The following is a 17,043-nucleotide window of genomic DNA, read 5'->3' as shown; positions in this document are numbered from 1 at the left end:
GTAATGAACCTGGCGATAAAGGAAATGATTACAGCGGCCTGAGTAATGGAAGTTTTTTATGGGCGAGCAGGCTACTGCCGAGGTAAAGGCTTGGTATACGCAGCGATGAGGGCGTGATGCCCGGTCGGCTTGGGATTTGGGGCCGGGCGGGGCGCGATGGCGTGAGCCGAAGTTGTCTTGCTTACAGGCGGGTAATAACGGGTGCTTAACTAATTGCTGTGTTGGATATGAACTTGATGTGTCGAATTAGTTTAGTTATTAGTTGCGGATGAAGTCTTTAGGAAAATTCTGAAAGCCCGTTGTTTCGGCAGCTCAATCTACTTGACGCTGCCGATATGCGCATCTTGTGAAAGTTATTGTTTGGCCATGATTGCAAGGAACAATTCTGATTCGAGCCGCTCCTGCAACCACTCCTGCAAGGAGCGATAAGGCGTCTGCGCAAACCACTCCCGGTCCACATGGGCAAACTGGCGAACAAACGGCAGCAGCGCCATGTCCGCCAGGCTCGCATGGTCCGCCAGCAGATAGCGGCGCTGCTGCAACAGGCTATCCAGGCGCGCCAGAAACGCTTCGCCCTGGGCCCGGTAGTGCTCCATGGGCGCCTCGGGGTAGCGCTCGGCGTACTTGTAGCGATTGAGGTGCACCTTGAACACCTGGTCATTCTCGGCAATCAGCGCCGCCATCTGCGCCTGGGCCGTCGGGGCTGCCGTGAGCCGCCAATCCTCGGGGTCATGCTGGGCCAGGGCCCAGTGCATGATCTCCAGGCTTTCATCGATCACCCGATCCTCCAGTGCCAGCACCGGCACCGTGCCCTTGGCCGACAGCGCGAGCATCTCGGCCGGCTTGGCCTTGAGACTGACTTCGACAATCCGCATTGGCACCCCGGCATAGCGCAGGGCCAGCCGCGCACGCATGGCGTAGGGGCAGCGGCGGAAGGAGTAGAGGGTCGCCCCCGGCGTTTGCAGCGTGCTCATTTCACCTCCAGGGTGCTCAGGCCATTGCCCTGGCGGCTGACCTTGATCTGTACCGGAATCCGTTCGTGCATTTCCTGTACGTGGGAGATCACCGCCACCTTGCGGCCCTGGGCCTGCAGGCCGTCGAGGGCGTCCATGGCCAGTTGCAGGGACTCGGGGTCGAGGCTGCCGAAGCCTTCGTCGATGAACAGCGATTCGATCTTCAGGGTGCTGGAGGCCATGGAGGCCAGCCCCAGGGCCAGGGCCAGGGACACCAGGAAGGTTTCGCCGCCGGACAGCGAGTGCACCGAGCGCAGTTCGTCGCCCATTTCGGTGTCCAGCACCAGCAGGCCGAGCATGCTGCCACCGCGCTTGAGGCGGTAGCGGCGCACCAGTTGGCGCAGTTGGGCATTGGCGTGGTGCACCAGCAGGTCGAGGTTGTAGGCCTGGGCGATCTTGCGGAACTTGTCGCCTTCGGCCGAGCCGATCAGGGCGCTGAGCCGGGCCCAGCGCTGCCACTGGGCGTAGGCTTGTTCAAGGCGCTGGTTGAGGGCCTGGTTGGCGGCCTGGCGGCGCTGGTCCTCGCTTTGCCGTGCACGCAGGTCCGCCACCTGTTGTTCGCTGGCCTGGGCCTGTTGCTGCAGCTGTTCCAGGGCCTGGGCCAGTTGTTCGGTCTCCAGGTTGCCGTTGTGCTGGGCCTGATGCTGTTCCAGGCGCTGCTGGCGTTCCTGCAGCAGCACCTTGGCCTGCTCGATGGCCTTGTCGTTGTCTTGCAGGCGCTGGCGCAGTTGCTGCACCTGTTCTTCGTCCAGCTCCAGCAACTGTTGCAGGCCGGCGTCATCCAGTTCCGGGTGCCCGGCGCGCCACTGCTCGATACTGGCGGCCAGTTGCTGTTGTTCGCTTTCCAGGGCTTGCAGGCGTTCTTCCCGGGCCTTGAGCTCGGCGCCCAACTCGATCGCTTGCTGGTGCAGTGCCTGCTGCTGTTGCTGGGCCAGGGCCTGGGCGCTGCGGGCCTGGTCCACGGCTTGCTCCAGGTGCTGCTGCCAGTGCTCGGCGCTGGGCTGCTGGCCCAGCAGTTCGGCGAGCCTGTGCTGGCAGGCCTGTTGCTGCTGGTGCAGGGTGTCGAACAGCTGTTGGGCCTCGGCCAGTTGTTGCTGACGGGTCAGCTGGCGGTCCTGTTCCTTTTCCAGGGTCAACTGGCGCTGTTGCTGTTCTTCGGCCTCTTCCTGCTGCTCGCGCAGTTGCTCGATGCGTTGCAGTACCTGCTGGTCGAGCTGCATGAAGGTGTTGGCCGGGTCGCGGCGCAGGTTGTCGAGGACCTCTGCCGGCAGCAGGTGGCTGAAGCTGGCCAGTTCCTCGTCCAGGCGCTGGCGGTCGGCGCTCAGTTGCTGCTGTTGCTTGTCCAGGTGCTGGGCGGCCTGCTGGCTGGCATCGATTGCCGCCTGCAACTGGTTTTGCAGGCGCGCGGCATCCTTTTGCAGGGTCAGCAGGGCGCCCTGGCGGTTTTCGTCCTGGGTGATGCTCTGCTGCAGCTGGTCGAGTTGCTGTTGCAGCCAGGCGTCGCGCTTGGGTGGGTCCTGGTCCAGGAGGCTGGCGCTCAAGGGGTGGGCTTGCAGGCTTGGGGCCAGGGCCTGCTGCTGGGTCGCCAGTTGTTCCTGCTGCTGGAGGAACTCCTTCTGCTGGGCGATCAGCCCCTGGACCTGGGCCCGCAGTTCGTTGAGCTGTTCCTTGAGGCTGTCCACCGTCTTGCGGGCGCTGGCTTCCTCGTTCTCGTCGTGGCGCCCGAGGCTCTGCAGCAAGGCTTCAGGCTGGTGGTAGGGGTGCTCGACGCTGCCGCACACCGGGCACGGCTGGTCGCTCTGCAATTGGGCGCGCAGTTCCTCGACACTGGCGCTGCGGGCCAGCCGCTGGCGCTCCAGCAGGGCCTGGGTGACGCTCAGGGTCTGCTCGGCCACCACCAGCTCGGCCTTGGCCTGCAGGCCGACCTTGTTCAGCTCCTCGCGCTGGGCGGCCACCGCCTGCTGCCTGTCCTGCAGGGCCTGGCCGCGCTGGTCCAGTTCGCGCTGCTGGGCCCAGAGCCGGGCCAGCTCTTCGACGGCGCGCTGCTGCTTGCGGTTGTCCTGGAGCAGGGTGCCGAGCAACTGGATCTGCTCGGCCACCGCCTGGGGCTCGGCCCCGGCTTCGCTGTAGAGCAGTTCGAGCTGCGTGCGTTGCTCGCTCAGTTGCTGGGCGGCGCTGCTGGCGCGCTGTTCCAGGGCCGGCAGCTCGGCCTGGCCCTGGTGCAGGCGATTGCCGATCAGCATCAGCTGTTGCAGGCGTTCGCGGTAGGCGTTCCAGGCGTCGCTCAACGGGGCGAGGGCGGCGCTGTGGGCCAGTTGCCCGGCGATCCGCTCCAGGCGCTCGCCCACCAGGCGCTGTTTTTCCAGCAGTTGCTGGATGCCTTGCTGGCCCTCGGTGCTGGCCTGCTCGGCGCGGCTGCGTTGAGCCTCGGCCTGGGCCAGGCCCTGCCCCAGGCGCTCCAGGTTGGCCTGTTCGGCGAAGGCTTCGCGCAGCAACGGGGCGCTGGTGCTGTGCTGTTCCTGGGCCTGGGACAGGGCCGTGCCGGCGTCCTGCAGTTGCTGTTGCAGGCGTTCCTGCTGTTGTTGCAGGGCGCTTTGCTGTTCGACCTGCTGCTGGATCTGCTGGCGCAACGGCAGCAGGCTGGCGCCCAGCTCTGCCTGGCGCAGGAACTGGTGCCGCTGCGGCGCCAGTTGCTCCAGGCGTTGCAGGCGCAGGCGCTCCGGGGCCAGGGCCTGGGCGTCCTGTTCGGCCGCTTGCAGTTGTTCGGCGGCGCTCTGCCGGGCTTCCTGCCACTGGCGCAGTTCCTTGAGCCAGACGTGCTGGGCTTCCAACTGCTTGAGCTGGGCCTGTTGCTCCTTGAGCTGTTGCTGGGCCTGGCTCAACTGTTGTTCAAGCTCGGCCCGGGCCTCGGGCTCCAGCGGGCTGATGCCGCTGGCCTGGGCCTTGAGCTCCTTGTGGGCGTCTTCGGCTTCCTTGCTCTTGCTGTAGGCGCGGCGCCCCAACTGGCTGTAGACCGCAGTGTTGGTGAGCTTTTCCAGCAGCTCGCTGCGTTCCTTGTCGTCGGCCTTGAGAAAGGCGCTGAACTCGCTCTGGGCCAGCATCACCGCCCGGGTGAACTGTTCGAAGTTGAGCCCCAGGCGGGCCTCGATCAGTTGCTTGTATTCGCTCTTGCTCTGGTTGCTCAGCAGCTGTTCGCTGTCCAGGTCAGTGAGGTTCTGTCGGCTGCCTTGCAGCTTGCCGGTGGCCTTGTCGCGGGCGCGGTTGGTTTCCCAGCGGGCGCGGTAGCGACGGCCGTCGATGCCGACAAAATCCACCTCGGCATAGCCGCTGCCGGTGCCGCGGCGCAGCAGGGTGCGCGGGTCGCTGGTGAGGATCTCGCTGTCGACCTCGGGGACCTTGGTCTCGCGGCCGATATTGTTCAGCCGCGGCACCGCGCCGAACAGCGCCAGGCACAGGGCGTCCAGCAGGGTGCTCTTGCCGGCGCCGGTGGGCCCGGTAATGGCGAACAGCCCGGCGCTGGCCAGGGGCTCGGCGGTGAAGTCGATCTCGAAGGGGCCGGCCAGGGAGGCCAGGTTCTTCAGGCGGATGGCCAGGATCTTCATGGCTGTTCACCTTCTTGCTGGACGTCCTGCAACAGCAGGGCGAAATCCTTGAGGGTGGCTTCGTCCACCTCGTTGGCGTACGCATCGCGCCAGGCGCGGCGGAACAGTTCTTCGGGGGTCAGCTGGTCCAGCTCGATCAGCTCGGCACTGGCCTCTTCACCGTCGCCTGCGCCCTTGCCGGCGTATTCGGCGGCGATCCGCACCAGGCGCACGGCCTTGCCTTGCAAGGCGCTTTCCACTTGCTGGCGCAGGTCCGGCTGGGGCTCGTCCAGGCGCACCCGCACTTCCAGCCAGGGCTGGCGCTGCTCTTCGGCCAACAGGTCGATGTCCGGCAGCTCGCCGAGCTGGGTCAGGAGTTCCCCCAGGGGCGCCGGGCCCAGGCGTTGCAGGTTCACCGCGCGGGGAATCAGCCGCGGCTCGACGCTGACCAGGGTCTCGCCGTCCAGGCGCACGTCGAGGATCTGGTGCTGGTAGCCGATCTCGGAGAACGACAGCGGGATCGGCGAGCCGCTGTAGCGGATGCGCTCCTCGCCGTTGACCTTCTGCGGCTTGTGCAGGTGGCCCAGGGCCACGTAGCTGATGTCCGGGCCGAACAGGCTGGCGGGCAGGGCCTCGGCGTTGCCGATGATCAGGCTACGTTCGGAATCTTCCGAGACCGAGCCGCCGGCCATGTGCGCATGGCTGACGGCGACCAGGGCCTGGCCCGGCTGGCGCTTGGCGTTGGCCGCGGCGATCAGCCATTCATGAACCTGGGCAATGCCCTTGAGGTAGTCGTCGCCCAGCTGGCGGCCGGTGACTTCCGCCGGCCGCAGGAACGGCAGGGCCAGGCACCAGCCGGCGACCTGGCCGCTGGCGTCGGGCAGCGGCAGCAGCAGGCGCTCGGCGTCCAGCTGGCCGTCGTCCAGCCACAGCACCCGGCCCAGGGCGTGGGTGCGCAGGCGGCGCATCAAGGGCGCCGGCAGCTCGATGCGCGAGCCGGAGTCGTGGTTGCCGGCGATCATCACGACGGTCAAGGCCGGTTGCTGCTCGTGGGCGCTGACGATGAAGTCGTAGAGCCGCTCCTGGGCGCTGACCGGCGGGTTGACGGTGTCGAAGATATCGCCGGCGATCAGCAGCACATCGGGCTGTTCGTGCTTGAGCTGGCGCAGCAGCCACTCCAGGAAACAGGCGTGTTCGAAATCGCGTTCCTGGCCGTGGAGGTTCTGGCCCAGGTGCCAGTCGGAGGTGTGAAACAGACGCAAGGCAGGCTCCGCATGCAAAAGGCTTGGCCGCACATAAGGGTGACCGCGGCGAAAGGGCAGAGAGTTTACTGGCAAATGCGTGTTCATGCCCGGCGCCGTGGCAAATGCCCCGGCGCGGCCAAGTGGGGCCGGCGTTCAGTGACGCGGTACGGCGGAGCCCTGGCCGGCGCGCACTTCGCTGGCGGTGCAGCCGAACCGCTGGCGAAAGTGCCGGGCGAACTGGGCCTGGTCGGCAAACCCCCAGCGCGCGGCCAGCTCGCCGATCGACAGGCGGCAGTGGGCGTCGCGCAGTTGGCGGTGCACGGCGCCAAGGCGCTGCTGACGAATCCACTCGCCCAGGCTGAAGGGGCTGTCGGCAAAGAGCTTGTGCAGGTAGCGCAGGGAAATGCCGCAGGCGCTGGCGATCTGCCTGGGGTTGAGCTCCGCCGAGCCCAGGTGCTGCTCCACGTAGCGTTCGATGCGTTGCAGGTGCAGGGCGGCCAGGCTGGAGCTTTCACTGCTGAGCACCCGTTCGTCCTGGCGCAGGGTCAGCAGCAGGGTCGCCAGGGCCTGTTCCAGCAGCATATGCCGCGCCGCCGGGGCACATTCGTCGAAGCGCGCGGCGCACATGGCCAACTGGTCGGCGAAGATCCGCCCCAGGCCGCGCCGGGCATCGAAACAGAAACGGGTGTAGCGCTCGGCGCCGCGCAACTGGCCGTGCAGGGCCTGCTCCGGCAGCTTGAACACCCACAGGTCGTTGTCGCTGGCGTAGCGGAAGCGGTAGGGCGCATCGCCCCGTTCGAAGATGAAGCTGCCGGGGCGGCAATGCAGCTCGCGGCCGTCCTGTTCGAACAGCACCTCGTGGCGCCGGGGAATGGTCACCAGGTAACAGGCCTGGGCGTCGTTGCTGACCTGGGCCTTGCTCCGGGAATAGCCCAGGCGGCTGGAACGCAGGCGCGACAGGGCCAGGGCACTGCTGGGGGTTTCCCAGATCCGCAGGTTGCCCTGGAAGGGGCGGTCGCTGCTGAATTCGAGGGACAGGGGAAAGTAGGCGTTGCCAATGGCTTCGGCCCAGCGGGGCTGGCATTGGTGCTCGGGCCAGTAACGGGTGGAAAGCTGCTGAACCATCATCACTCCTGCTTTCTTGTGTTTTTTAGTCAGGACAGCACCGGGTGGTCAGCCACGGTGCCGGTGATCTTTGGGCAAAAGCGCGGGTCGGTCAATCGGCAGGCGTCAGCCGGTAGCAGGCCGAGGGCGCGAGCGTCGCCTGCCAGCCCGGCGGCACCACGATGTTGGTGGTGGCTTCCTCGATCACGCAGGGGCCGGTGAGGGTCTGCCCGGCCTGCAGCCGCTCGCCCTGGTAGACCGGCGTCGGTTGCCAGCCGCCGGCTTCGTCGAACAGCATCGAGCGCTGTTCCCGGGGCGTGGCCGGCACCTGCTGCTCGGGGATCGGCAACTCGGGCATCGGTGGGTGCTGCAGCCTGGCGATCACCGAGCATTCAAGGTTCACCAGCTCGATCGGGCTCTGGGGCTCGCTGTAGGAGAACAGCGCCTTGTGCCGGCTGTGGAAGGCCTCGCGCAGGGCGCTGAGGCCGGCCGGGTCCAGCTCGTTGCTGGCCAGCTCGACGCTGCATTCGTGGATCTGCCCCAGGTAGCGGATTTCCAGGTGGTATTGGGTATCGACCCGGTTGCCGTTGCTGAAGCCGTCCTGGCGCAGGTTCTCCAGGCCCTGTTCGCGCAGCCGGGCCAGGGTCCGGTTGAGCAGCGCTAGGTCCACGTGCTGGTCGTCCAGGCGCATGGGCAGGGTGGTCAGTTGGTCGTAGCGGATGTCCGAGAGGATCTGCCCGAAGGCGCACAGCCCCGAGGCCACCTTGGGAATCAGCACCACCTGGCTGCCGATTTCCTCGGCCAGGCGGATCACGTGCATGCCCGCCGCGCCGCCGGCGCCGATCAGGGCGAACTGGCGGGGATCGTAGCCGCGCTCCACCGATACCCGGCGGATGCCGCTGACCATGTTCAGGTTGACCAGGGTGATGATGCCCAGCGCCGCGCGCTCGATGCTGATGCCCAGGGGCTCGGCGATCCGGCTGGCGATGGCCTGCAGCGCCGCCTGGCGTGACAGGCGGATGCTGCCGCCGAGCAAGGCGCCGTCCGCCAGGTAGCCCAGCGCCAGGTTGGCGTCGGTCACCGTCGGCTCGCTGCCGCCCTTGCCATAGCACACCGGCCCGGGGTTGGCCCCGGCGCTGCGCGGGCCGACCTGGAGCATGCCGAAGGGGTCCAGGTGGGCGATGGAGCCGCCACCGGCGCCGAGGGTTTCCACCTGGATCATCGGCACGCCGATGCGGTAGCGCAGAAAGTCGCTGTCCTTGCTGAAGTTGGTGCGCCCGCCCTGGCTCAGGGTGATGTCGAAGGAGGTGCCGCCCATGTCCACGGTGATCACGTTGTCGATGCCGAATGGCCGGGCCACGCACAGCCCGGCCTGGGGCGCCGAGGCCGGGCCGGAATTGATCGCATTGACCGCCCGGGTACTCATGATCGCGCCGGGGGCCAGGCCGCCGTTGGACTGGAAGTAGCGGGTCGGCTGCTGCGCCCCCAGTTCTTCGAACAGGCTGTCGATGCGCGCCACGTAGCGTTGCATCACCGGGCTCAGGTAGGCGTTGACCACGGTGCTGGAGGTGCGGGTGTATTCACGGATCTGCGGGAACACTTCATTGCCGGTGCAGACGAAGACCCCGGGCAGGGCCGCGCGCACCAGCTGTGCGGCGCGCTGCTCGTGGGCCGGGTTGCGCACCGACCAGACAAAGGAGATGGCCACCGCCTGCACCTGCTGCTCGCGAAAGTACTCGATGGCCCGCAGGATCGCTGTTTCGTCCAGGGGCGCGTGCTCCTGGCCGTCGCTGCGCATGCGCCCGCCGATTGGCCGGCGCAGGTGGCGCGGCACCAGCATGTGGGCCTGGGGGTAGCTGGCGTCGTAGCGGTGGCCGTCTTCCTTGTGCCCCAGGCGGATTTCCAGGCTGTCTTCGTGGCCATCGGTACACAGCAGGCCGACCTTGGCCCCGGTCTTCTCGATCAGGGCGTTGAGGGCCACGGTGGTGCCGTTGATGCACAGGTCGCAGTCGCCAATGATCTGCGCCGGGCTGCGCCCCAGGGCGTCGGCCATCTGCGCCAGGCCGTTGCGGATGGCCAGGGTGCCGTCCTGCGGGGTCGAGGGGGCCTTGAACAGCTGCACGTTGCCGAGCTGGTCGGCGAGGATGAAATCGGTGAAGGTGCCGCCGGCGTCGATGCCCAGGCGATAGTGTTTGCTCATGGGGGATGCTCCGTGGGTTCAGGGGCGGGCGCGCAGGGCGCGGGTGGCGTCGTGGTCCAGGCGCTGCTCGGCGTCGAACACCACGCCGTAGTCCAGGCGCGCGCCTTCCAGGGAAATCAGGCCATTGCGCAGGTCTTCGGCCACTCGTTCCAGGGGCCGCAGGAAGGGGTCGCCATAGCCGCCACCGCCGGGGTTGAGGTTGATCACCCGCTCGCCCGGTTGCGCGGTCAACTGGGCATTGTGCTGGTAGGTGTGTTCCTGGCCGTCGGTGCGGCGATGGGTCAGGCGCCCGAGCTTGGGCGCCAGCAGGCCGTTGCGCGCCCCCGCGGCGCCGGCGGTGGGCAGTTGCCGGCCTTCGCCGAAACCCACCACGGTCATCGGGTGCTGCAAGGGTTCGATCTCGATGCAGGTGCCCGAGCCGCCGCGAAACTGCCCGGCGCCGCCGCTGTCGGTGATCAGGCTGTAGCGGTGGATGAGGATCGGGTAGGCGTATTCCAGCAGTTCGATGTCGCCGGACATCAGCGCGCCGAAGCAGCACAGCGGGCCGCAGGCCGGCCAGCCGTCCATGGCCTGGTTGGCCCCGGCCCCGGAGATGATCGAGGCCAGGACCATGGTCACGTATTCGGCGTTGTCGTTACGCGGGTCGTGGCCGGCGATGTTGATCCCGCTGGCATGGCCCCAGGACGCGGTGACCCGTTCCGGCGCGGCCTGCTCCAGGGCCTGGCGCACCGCGTCGGCGAGGGTTTCCATGGGGGTGGTGGTGCTGTTGACGTGGGGCGCGGGTTCGCTGGCGTTGCACAGGGTTCCGGGCTCCCCCAGGTCGACGCTGATGCAGCGGTACAGGCCCTCGTTATAGGGCGGCGGCACCTGGGCGAACATCATCAGCCCCAGGTACACCCCGGACACCGAGTTGCCGGCGTAGGAGTTGATGAAGTAGGGCACCTGGGGCGGGCTGTCGATGCGCACCCGGGCCTGATCGCCGCTGATCTGCACCTGGGCGGTGATGGTCAGCTGGCCCAGGCCGTGGCCCGAATCCTCCAGCACCGCGCTGCCGTGGTAGAGGCCATCCGGCACCTCGCGCAGCAGGGCGCGCATGTGCCGGTCGGCCATGTCCTTGAGCTCGCCGATGCAGGCGCGCACCTGTTCCACGCCGTAGCGCTCCAGGAGTTGCAGCAGGTGCCGCTCGCCGACGCTGCAGGCGCCGTACTGGGCATTCAGGTCGCCTTCCTGGTAGACCCGGGCGCGCATGTTGGTTAGCAGCAGGTTGATCACATCCTCGCGGCGCTGGCCCCGGGCCCAGAGCTTGACCGGCGGAATCCGCAGGCCCTCGGCATAGATTTCCCTGGCGTCCGGGTTGTAGCCGGCGGGCACCGGGCCGCCGATGTCGGTGAGGTGGCCCTTGCACACCGCCCAGAACACCAGCTCGCCCCGGTAGAACACCGGTTTGTACATGCAGCAGTCCAGAATATGGCTGCCCTGGTAGGCCGGGTCATTGTGGTAGATCACGTCCCCTTCATGGATGTCGTCGCCGAAGAACCCGGCCACGCATTTCATCGCCGGGATCAGCGAGCCGAGGTGGATCGGGATGTCCTGGCCCTGGAGGACCATTTCCGGGAGGTGGTCGAACAAGGCATTGGAGTAGTCGTGGGCCAGGTTGAAGACGCTGGAGCGGCCGGTTTTCTCCAGGGTCAGGGTCATTTCACGCTGGGCGGTTTCCAGCGCCCCTCGCACCACGGCGAGGGTGATCGGATCTACTGTGCTCATGGCTCACCTGAGTTCTTGTTGTTCTCGGGGTGGGGCGCGACGGCTGTTGCGCCCACGGCCTTAAGCTACGCGCAGCCAGGCGCACCTGGCTTGTCGCCAGGTGCAGGGCTTTTTGCGTTCTGGTGCACTGTCGCCACTGCTGAATGTGGGCGCGCTGTAGGCGCTGGCTTGCCAGCGAAGGGGCCCGCCCGGGCGCGGCATGACTTACGGGGCTTTTCGCCGGCAAGCCGGCTCCTACGGGGGGGCTGCGCGGAGCGCCGGTTACTTGGGATACAGCGGCGGCAGGCTGGTGGTGTCCGCCACCGGGTCCTGGACCCGTTCGTCGATCGGGATGGCGCGTATCGCTCGCCACAGTTCCTCGCCCTGCCAGTACTGGCCGGTCTCGCTGTAGAGCGCGCCGTTGAGGCCGTCCAGGGCGTCGGACAGCGGCACGAAGCGCGCGGCCATTTCGGCCAGGGTTTCGGGCTGCTGCCGGGCCCAGGCGTCCAGGGCCTGGCGGGTGGCCTGGGGGTCGTTGGCCTGGCAGGCACGCTTGAGGTCGTCCAGCAGCGAGCGCGGGCTGGGGCCGGTCTGGGTGGCGCGCAGCACCGCCGGCTGCCAGCGGGCGCGCCACCACAGACCGAAGCCCAGCAGGGTGGTGCAAGCCAGCAGCAGGGTGCTCAGTTGCCACAGCCACAGGTTGCCGCTGTCGGGCCCGGCCGGGGCGTTGCCTGCCGGGGTGTCCACCACCAGGCTCGGGTTGTTCGCCACCTGCAGGGTCCGCGCCGGCAGGCTGCTGCTTTCCAGCCGGTCTTGGTCGGTGTTCCACCAGGTCACTTCAATGGCAGGCAGTTCGACGTTGCCGGGGCGGGTGGGCACCAGCGCCTGGCGGTCTTCGCGAATGCCCAAAAGGCCCTGTTCAACGTGCTGGTTGCTCAACTGTGGCTGGTCCGGGTAGCTGCGCAGGCCATTGACGTCGGCCAGGGGCAGCGGCGGCAACTGGGCGCTGGACAGGCCTTCGGCGCGCAGGGTCAGGCTGCGGGTCAGGGAGTCGCCGACCTGGGGATGATCGGGCTCCGGGTTCCAGCTTTCGCTCAGGCTCAGGCTGCGGGCCGGCAGCCAGGGCGCGTCGGCGGGGTAGGTGGCAGGCTTGGCCTTGACCTGCAGGCTCAGCTCACTGGAACTGATGTGGATCAGCTTGCCGGCCCGGGGCGTCTGCGAGCTGGTTTCCTGGCCCGGGTCCGGGTTGGCCAGGGTGGCGCTGAAGGTCAGCGCGGGAATCTGCAACGGCCCGCTGCGCTGGGGGTAGAGCGCGTAGCGCATCTCGATCACCCCGTGGCGCACGCCATTGATGAGCTTTTCGTAGGTGCGCGGCTCGCCCAGCTGTTCCACCCGGGTGTCGTTCAGCAGCAGCGGGCTCAGGCTGCTGTCGTCGAACAGCGGCACCGAGTGGTAGATGTGCAGGGTCAGCAGGGCCTGGGCTTGGACATAGACGCTGGGCTGGTCGAGCTCGGCTTCGATGAACACCGGTTCCAGGCGGGCGTTCTGGTCCTGGACCGGGCTGGTGTTGACCTGCAGGCTCAGGGGCTGGCTCTGCAGGCTGCCCAGTTGCAGCGGGGCGATTTCCAGGGTGCCGGTGTGGCGCGGCAGCAGGGTGACGATCCAGCGGGTACTGGCGTGGTTGTCCCCCAGGCCGTTGAGCTGGTTGACCTGGCGCGTGCCGCGCACCTCGAACTGGGCCTCCAGGGGCGCCAGGTCCGGCTTGCCGAACTGGGTGACATCGGTGGACTCCAGGGTCAGCTCGACGGTTTCCCCGGAATTGACCTGGCTGCGGTCCAGGCTGGCGAGCAGGCCGGCAGCCTGGGACTGGCCAGTGCAGAACGCGAGGGCAAGCAGTAGGGCGGTGCAGCGGGTCATCGAGTTTTTCCCTGATCCTGATGTTGTTGCTGTTCGTACCAGAATTTGCGCCTGAGCAATTCACCCGGGTCGTCGGGGATCTTGCGCAGCCATTGTTCCAGCGCCTGCTGGTGTTCAGCGTCCAGGCTGTCCTCCACCGGGCGCAGCGGGGTGGTGGTGTGCTGGTCGTCCAGCTCACTGCCGGGCACGTCACTGTGGCCGGCGGCCTGTGGATCCGGCGGCGGCGTGTCGCCTTCGTTGGCCGGCGTCTGCGCCGGGTCCTGCGGGCCATTGCTGCCCGGCGGTGGCTGGGTGGCCTCGCCGCTGGGGCCCGGGCGGCTGTCGTCGCCTTCGGGGGTGTCCGGTTTCTTCGCCGGCGGCGGTGTTTGCGCCTGGGCCTGTTGCTGTTGCAGCAGGCTCTCCACCAGGGCCTTGTTCTGCAACGCCGGTTGCAGGTCCGGCTGGCGTTCCAGGGCCTGCTCGTAGGCGTCGATGGCGGCTTCCAGCTCGCCGCTGCGGGCCAGGGCATTACCGCGATTGTAGTGGGCGCGGGCGTCGTTGCCCTCGGCGAAACGCTCGGCGGCGGCAGTGTAGTTGCCGGCTTCGTACAAGGCCACGCCTTGCCATTGCGGGTCCTGGAAATGCCGCGCGGCCTCCGCCGGGCGCTGCTGTTGCAGAAGCCGCTGGCCCTGCTGGTCGGGGCGTAGCCACAGGTCATTGAAGTCGAAGGCGTAGCTCGGTTGCGGCACGGCGAACAGCAGCAGGGGCAGGCAGAACAGCCAGCCCCGGCGCCCGGCGCAGGCGGCCAGCAGCAACAGCGGCAGCAGCAGCCAGTAGCCCTGGTCGGCCCAGGTATCCAGGCGCAGGGTCTGGCCGTCGCTGCGCAGGCCTTGCGGGCCGCCCAGCAGGCCCAGGCCGCGCAGGTCGCTGTCGTCCAGGCGCGCCTGGCGGTAGCGCCCGCCCACGTCGCCGATGAAGTGCTTGAGGTCCGGGCTGTCCAGGCGCGATACCAGGATCGCGCCCTGGTCGTCCTTGAGGTAGCTGCCGTCTTCCAGGGCCACCGGGGCGCCGTCGCGGCTGCCGAAGCCGAGCATCAGCAACTGCGGGGCGTCGCCCTTGAGCGCCTGGCGGATGCCCTGGCGTTCCTCTTCGTTGAGGGAGGAGGCCATCAGCAGCACCCGGCCCTGGCCCAGGGCCCCCTGGTCCAGCAGCTTGAGGGCCTTGAGCAGGGCCAGGTCGGCGCGCTGGCCGGCCTGGGGCATGATCGACGGCTTGAGGGCGTCCAGCAGGTTGCGGCTGGTGGCCAGGTCATCGGACAGCGGTACCAGGGTGTGGGCGCTGCCGGCGTAGACCACGATGGCGGTCTGCGCGTCGCTGCGCAGCTGCAACAGGTCCAGCAGCTTGTGCCGGGCCTGCTCCAGGCGATCGGGCGGCACGTCGTTGGCGAGCATCTGCGGGGTCAGCTCCAGCAGCACCACCAGCGGGTCGGCGGGTTTCTGGCTGGTCTGTTCCACCCGCTGCCAGCTGGGGCCCAGCAGGGCCAGCACCGCCAGCAGCCAGGCCAGGCCCAGGGCCACCCAGGGCAGCTTGCTTTCGCGGCCATTGCCGCCGCTGAGCAGGGCGGCGTGAAAGGCCGGGGGCAGGATCATCTGCCAGCGCCCGGCGCGTTTCTGCCGGTGCCAGAGCTTCCACAGCAGCAGCGCCAGCAGGGGCAGTACCAGCAACCAGCCGGGGCGGAACCAGTGGGGCCAGAGGCTGATCATCGGCGCCTCCGCAAGCGCAGGCGCTTGAGCCGCTGGCGCCAGTCATGGGCTGGCAGCAGGAAGTTCGACTGGGTGAAGAAGCGTTGCAGCGGGTTCTGCGGCCAGCGCTCGCGCAGCACCAGCAGTACGCTGAGCAGCAGCGCCGCGGCCAGGGGCCAGTGGTACAGGGCCTGGGCCGGGCGTGCCTGGGTCGGTTGCTGGGCCACCGGTTCCAGTTGGTCGAGGGTTTGCTTGATCGCTTGCAGCTCCTGGCCGTCCCGGGCGCGGAAGTAGCGCCCGCCGGTGACTTGCGCCAGCTCCTTGAGGGCCGGTTCGTCCAGGTCCAGGCTCGGGTTGATGCCCAGCACGCCGAGGGTGGCGCTCTGTTCCGGGTCGGCGCCAATGCCGATGGGGTAGATCTTCACCCCTTCCTCGGCGGCCAGCCGGGCGGCGGTGATGGGGGCGATCTCGCCGCCGTTGTTGGCGCCGTCGGTGACCAGGATCAGCACCCGGCTCTGGGCCGGGCGCTGGCGCAGGCGCTTGAGGGCCAGGCCGATGGCATCGCCGATGGCGGTGTTCTTGCCGGCAATGCCGATCTTGGCTTCATCCAGCCAGACCCGCACCGTGTGCCGGTCGAAGGTCAGGGGCGCCTGCAGGTAGGCCTTGCTGCCGAACAGGATCAGGCCCACCCGGTCGCCTTCGCGGTGTTCGAGAAAGTCCCCCAGCAGGTGCTTGACCAGGCTCAGGCGGCTGACGTCCTCGTCCTGCCATTGCATGTCGGGGAAATCCATGGAGCCGGAAACGTCCACCGCCACCAGCAGGTCGCGGCCGCTGGCGGCCACCGGCAAGGGGTCGCCCAGCCATTGCGGACGCGCGGCGGCCAACAGCAGCAGGAGCCAGAGCAGGATGAAACGCACCTGCTGGCGCCAGGCCGGCAGGTGGGCGCGGGCCCGGCGCTTGGACAGGCCTTCCAGGTCACTGAGAAAACTGACTTTCAGCGCCGGCTCGCCGCTGTCGGCCACCGGCAGCACCAGGCGCAGCAGCCAGGGCAGCGGCAGCAGGACGAAGACCCAGGGCCAGGCGAACTCAAACATGCTTGCGAATCCAGGTGTCCACCGCCTGGGTCAGGCCGGCGATGGCTTTGTCGTCGAGCTTGCACTCGGGCTTGTAGGCGCCTTCCACCAGCACCATCCAGCGGGTCAGGCCGGCGGCCGGGCAACGGTTGTCGAGGAACGCCAGCCATTTGCGCCCGTTCAGGGTGTGGCTCTGGCTGTAGGGGTAATGGTTGCGGCACAGGCGCTTGAGCAGGGCATTCAAGGCCTGCAGCCAGGCGCCGGCGGGGGCGCCGTCATAGGGCTTGGGCAGCAGCGCCAGTTCTGCCAGGGCGGCCAGGCGCACCGGGTCCAGGGGCTGCTCGCTGCGGGCGCGCACGGCCTTGCGCGGCCACAGGTGGCGCCAGCGCCAGAGGGCCAGGCCCAGCAGCGGCAGCAGGATCGCCAGCAGCCACCAGCCCGGGGCCGGTGGCCACAGGCTGACCGCCGGCGGGGGCAGCAGCGGTTGCAGTTGTTCCAGGCTGCTCATCGGCCGGCTCCGGGCCGCTGCGGGTTGAGGTACTCGCGCAGCTGCTCGACCATCTCGCTCTGGGTGCTCAGGGGCATCAGCAGCACCCGCAGCTTTTGCGCCAGGCGTTCCCAGCGGGCGATGCGCGCTTCGCTCATGGCGCGGTAGGCCTGGCGCAGGTCGTAGTTCAGGGTGTCCAGTTCCAGCTGGGCGCCGCGCTCGGCAAAGCGCAGCAGGCCGGCGGCGGGCAGGGCGTGGTCCAGCGGGTCGGAAAGGGGCATCAACAGCAGGTCGCAATGGCGCGACAGCAGGCTCAGTTGCTGCTCGGCGGCGTCGCTCAGGGCGCGTTCGTCGCAGATCACGATCACCAGGCTGCCGGGGCGCAGGACTTCGCGCCCGCGCAGCAGCGCGGTGCCCAGGGCGTCGCGCTGGGGCCGGGCTTCGCTGTGCAGCGACTGGTTGACCCGCACCAGGCGGTTGAGCAGCTGCAACAGGCTCTGCTTGCTGCGCCGCGGCTTGATCTCGTAGTGCTCGTCGTCGCCGTAGACCAGCCCGCCGACCCGGTCGTTATGGCCCAGGGCGGCCCAGCCGATCAGGCTCGCGGCCTGGGCGGCGAGCACCGACTTGAACATCAGCCCGGAGCCGAAGAACAGTTGGCGGCTCTGTTCCACCATGATGAAGATCGGCCGCTCGCGCTCTTCGTGGAACAGCTTGGTGTGCGGTTCCTGGGTGCGCGCGGTAACCCGCCAGTCGATGGTGCGTACATCGTCGCCGGCCTGGTAGACCCGCACCTGGTCGAAGTCCACGCCGCGCCCGCGCAGCTTGGAGTGGTGCAGGCCGATCAGCGGGCTGCGCTGGCTGGGGGTGGAGAACAGCTGCACCTCGCGCACACGATGGCGCATCTCGATCAGCTCGCCGAGGGTGATGCGAATGCCGGGTTCGGCAACGGGCTGGGTCATG

Annotated in this window: 11 protein-coding genes; all 11 read right to left on the bottom strand. The window is 68.2% G+C overall.

Features of this window, described 5'->3' with window-relative positions:
• Positions 1 to 353 precede the first annotated feature (353 nt).
• The 11 genes from KCG88_RS06840 to KCG88_RS06790 all read right to left on the bottom strand — a co-directional run bounded on the left by KCG88_RS06840 (position 354) and on the right by KCG88_RS06790 (position 17,042).
• The gene (locus KCG88_RS06840; protein WP_210712071.1) at positions 354 to 974 is read right to left on the bottom strand and encodes a glutathione S-transferase; all 621 of its coding nucleotides are present in this window, start codon (positions 972 to 974) and stop codon (positions 354 to 356) included.
• On the bottom strand, positions 971 to 4,615 hold the full coding sequence (locus KCG88_RS06835; RefSeq protein WP_210712070.1) for an AAA family ATPase: 3,645 nt from the start codon (positions 4,613 to 4,615) through the stop codon (positions 971 to 973). The genes KCG88_RS06840 and KCG88_RS06835 overlap by 4 nt, the downstream gene beginning before the upstream one ends.
• Entirely contained in the window at positions 4,612 to 5,856 is a 1,245-nt protein-coding gene (locus tag KCG88_RS06830; protein ID WP_065363907.1) for an exonuclease SbcCD subunit D C-terminal domain-containing protein, read from the bottom strand. Before KCG88_RS06830 ends, KCG88_RS06835 begins: the two co-directional genes overlap by 4 nt.
• A 135-nt stretch (positions 5,857 to 5,991) precedes the next feature.
• Positions 5,992 to 6,963: a helix-turn-helix domain-containing protein gene (locus tag KCG88_RS06825; protein ID WP_047286280.1), complete on the bottom strand. Its 972-nt coding sequence runs from the start codon at positions 6,961 to 6,963 to the stop codon at positions 5,992 to 5,994.
• 91 nt (positions 6,964 to 7,054) lie between these two features.
• Positions 7,055 to 9,142 carry a hydantoinase/oxoprolinase family protein gene (locus tag KCG88_RS06820; RefSeq protein WP_210712068.1) on the bottom strand — a complete coding sequence of 696 codons (2,088 nt, stop codon included), beginning with the start codon at positions 9,140 to 9,142 and terminating at the stop codon, positions 7,055 to 7,057.
• Positions 9,143 to 9,160: 18 nt separating this feature from the next.
• A complete protein-coding gene (locus KCG88_RS06815; protein ID WP_210712067.1) occupies positions 9,161 to 10,906 on the bottom strand; it encodes a hydantoinase B/oxoprolinase family protein in 1,746 nt (581 codons plus the stop codon).
• Between the two features lie 261 nt (positions 10,907 to 11,167).
• Positions 11,168 to 12,802, bottom strand: a complete 1,635-nt coding sequence (locus KCG88_RS06810; protein WP_210712065.1) for a BatD family protein — start codon at positions 12,800 to 12,802, stop codon at positions 11,168 to 11,170.
• Entirely contained in the window at positions 12,799 to 14,544 is a 1,746-nt protein-coding gene (locus KCG88_RS06805; protein ID WP_210712063.1) for a tetratricopeptide repeat protein, read from the bottom strand. The genes KCG88_RS06810 and KCG88_RS06805 overlap by 4 nt, the downstream gene beginning before the upstream one ends.
• Positions 14,541 to 15,617 carry a VWA domain-containing protein gene (locus KCG88_RS06800; protein ID WP_210712061.1) on the bottom strand — a complete coding sequence of 359 codons (1,077 nt, stop codon included), beginning with the start codon at positions 15,615 to 15,617 and terminating at the stop codon, positions 14,541 to 14,543. Before KCG88_RS06800 ends, KCG88_RS06805 begins: the two co-directional genes overlap by 4 nt.
• Positions 15,610 to 16,104, bottom strand: coding sequence for a DUF4381 domain-containing protein (locus tag KCG88_RS06795; protein WP_047286286.1), 495 nt, complete (start codon positions 16,102 to 16,104; stop codon positions 15,610 to 15,612). Before KCG88_RS06795 ends, KCG88_RS06800 begins: the two co-directional genes overlap by 8 nt.
• Positions 16,101 to 17,042, bottom strand: coding sequence for a DUF58 domain-containing protein (locus KCG88_RS06790; RefSeq protein ID WP_011061032.1), 942 nt, complete (start codon positions 17,040 to 17,042; stop codon positions 16,101 to 16,103). The genes KCG88_RS06795 and KCG88_RS06790 overlap by 4 nt, the downstream gene beginning before the upstream one ends.
• Between the last annotated feature and the right edge of the window lies 1 nt (position 17,043).

It is taken from the genome of Pseudomonas sp. MWU349 (assembly GCF_017947325.1).
Taxonomy (GTDB): Bacteria; Pseudomonadota; Gammaproteobacteria; order Pseudomonadales; family Pseudomonadaceae; genus Aquipseudomonas; species Aquipseudomonas protegens.
This window is presented reverse-complemented; position numbering and strand designations above follow the sequence as displayed.

Coding starts and splice junctions, on each gene's coding strand:
- KCG88_RS06840 (WP_210712071.1), bottom strand. CDS start 974: ATGAGCACGCTGCAAACGCCGGGGGCGACCCTCTACTCCTTCCGCCGC.
- KCG88_RS06825 (WP_047286280.1), bottom strand. CDS start 6,963: ATGGTTCAGCAGCTTTCCACCCGTTACTGGCCCGAGCACCAATGCCAG.
- KCG88_RS06800 (WP_210712061.1), bottom strand. CDS start 15,617: ATGTTTGAGTTCGCCTGGCCCTGGGTCTTCGTCCTGCTGCCGCTGCCC.
- KCG88_RS06810 (WP_210712065.1), bottom strand. CDS start 12,802: ATGACCCGCTGCACCGCCCTACTGCTTGCCCTCGCGTTCTGCACTGGC.
- KCG88_RS06815 (WP_210712067.1), bottom strand. CDS start 10,906: ATGAGCACAGTAGATCCGATCACCCTCGCCGTGGTGCGAGGGGCGCTG.
- KCG88_RS06790 (WP_011061032.1), bottom strand. CDS start 17,042: ATGACCCAGCCCGTTGCCGAACCCGGCATTCGCATCACCCTCGGCGAG.
- KCG88_RS06805 (WP_210712063.1), bottom strand. CDS start 14,544: ATGATCAGCCTCTGGCCCCACTGGTTCCGCCCCGGCTGGTTGCTGGTA.
- KCG88_RS06795 (WP_047286286.1), bottom strand. CDS start 16,104: ATGAGCAGCCTGGAACAACTGCAACCGCTGCTGCCCCCGCCGGCGGTC.
- KCG88_RS06820 (WP_210712068.1), bottom strand. CDS start 9,142: ATGAGCAAACACTATCGCCTGGGCATCGACGCCGGCGGCACCTTCACC.
- KCG88_RS06835 (WP_210712070.1), bottom strand. CDS start 4,615: ATGAAGATCCTGGCCATCCGCCTGAAGAACCTGGCCTCCCTGGCCGGC.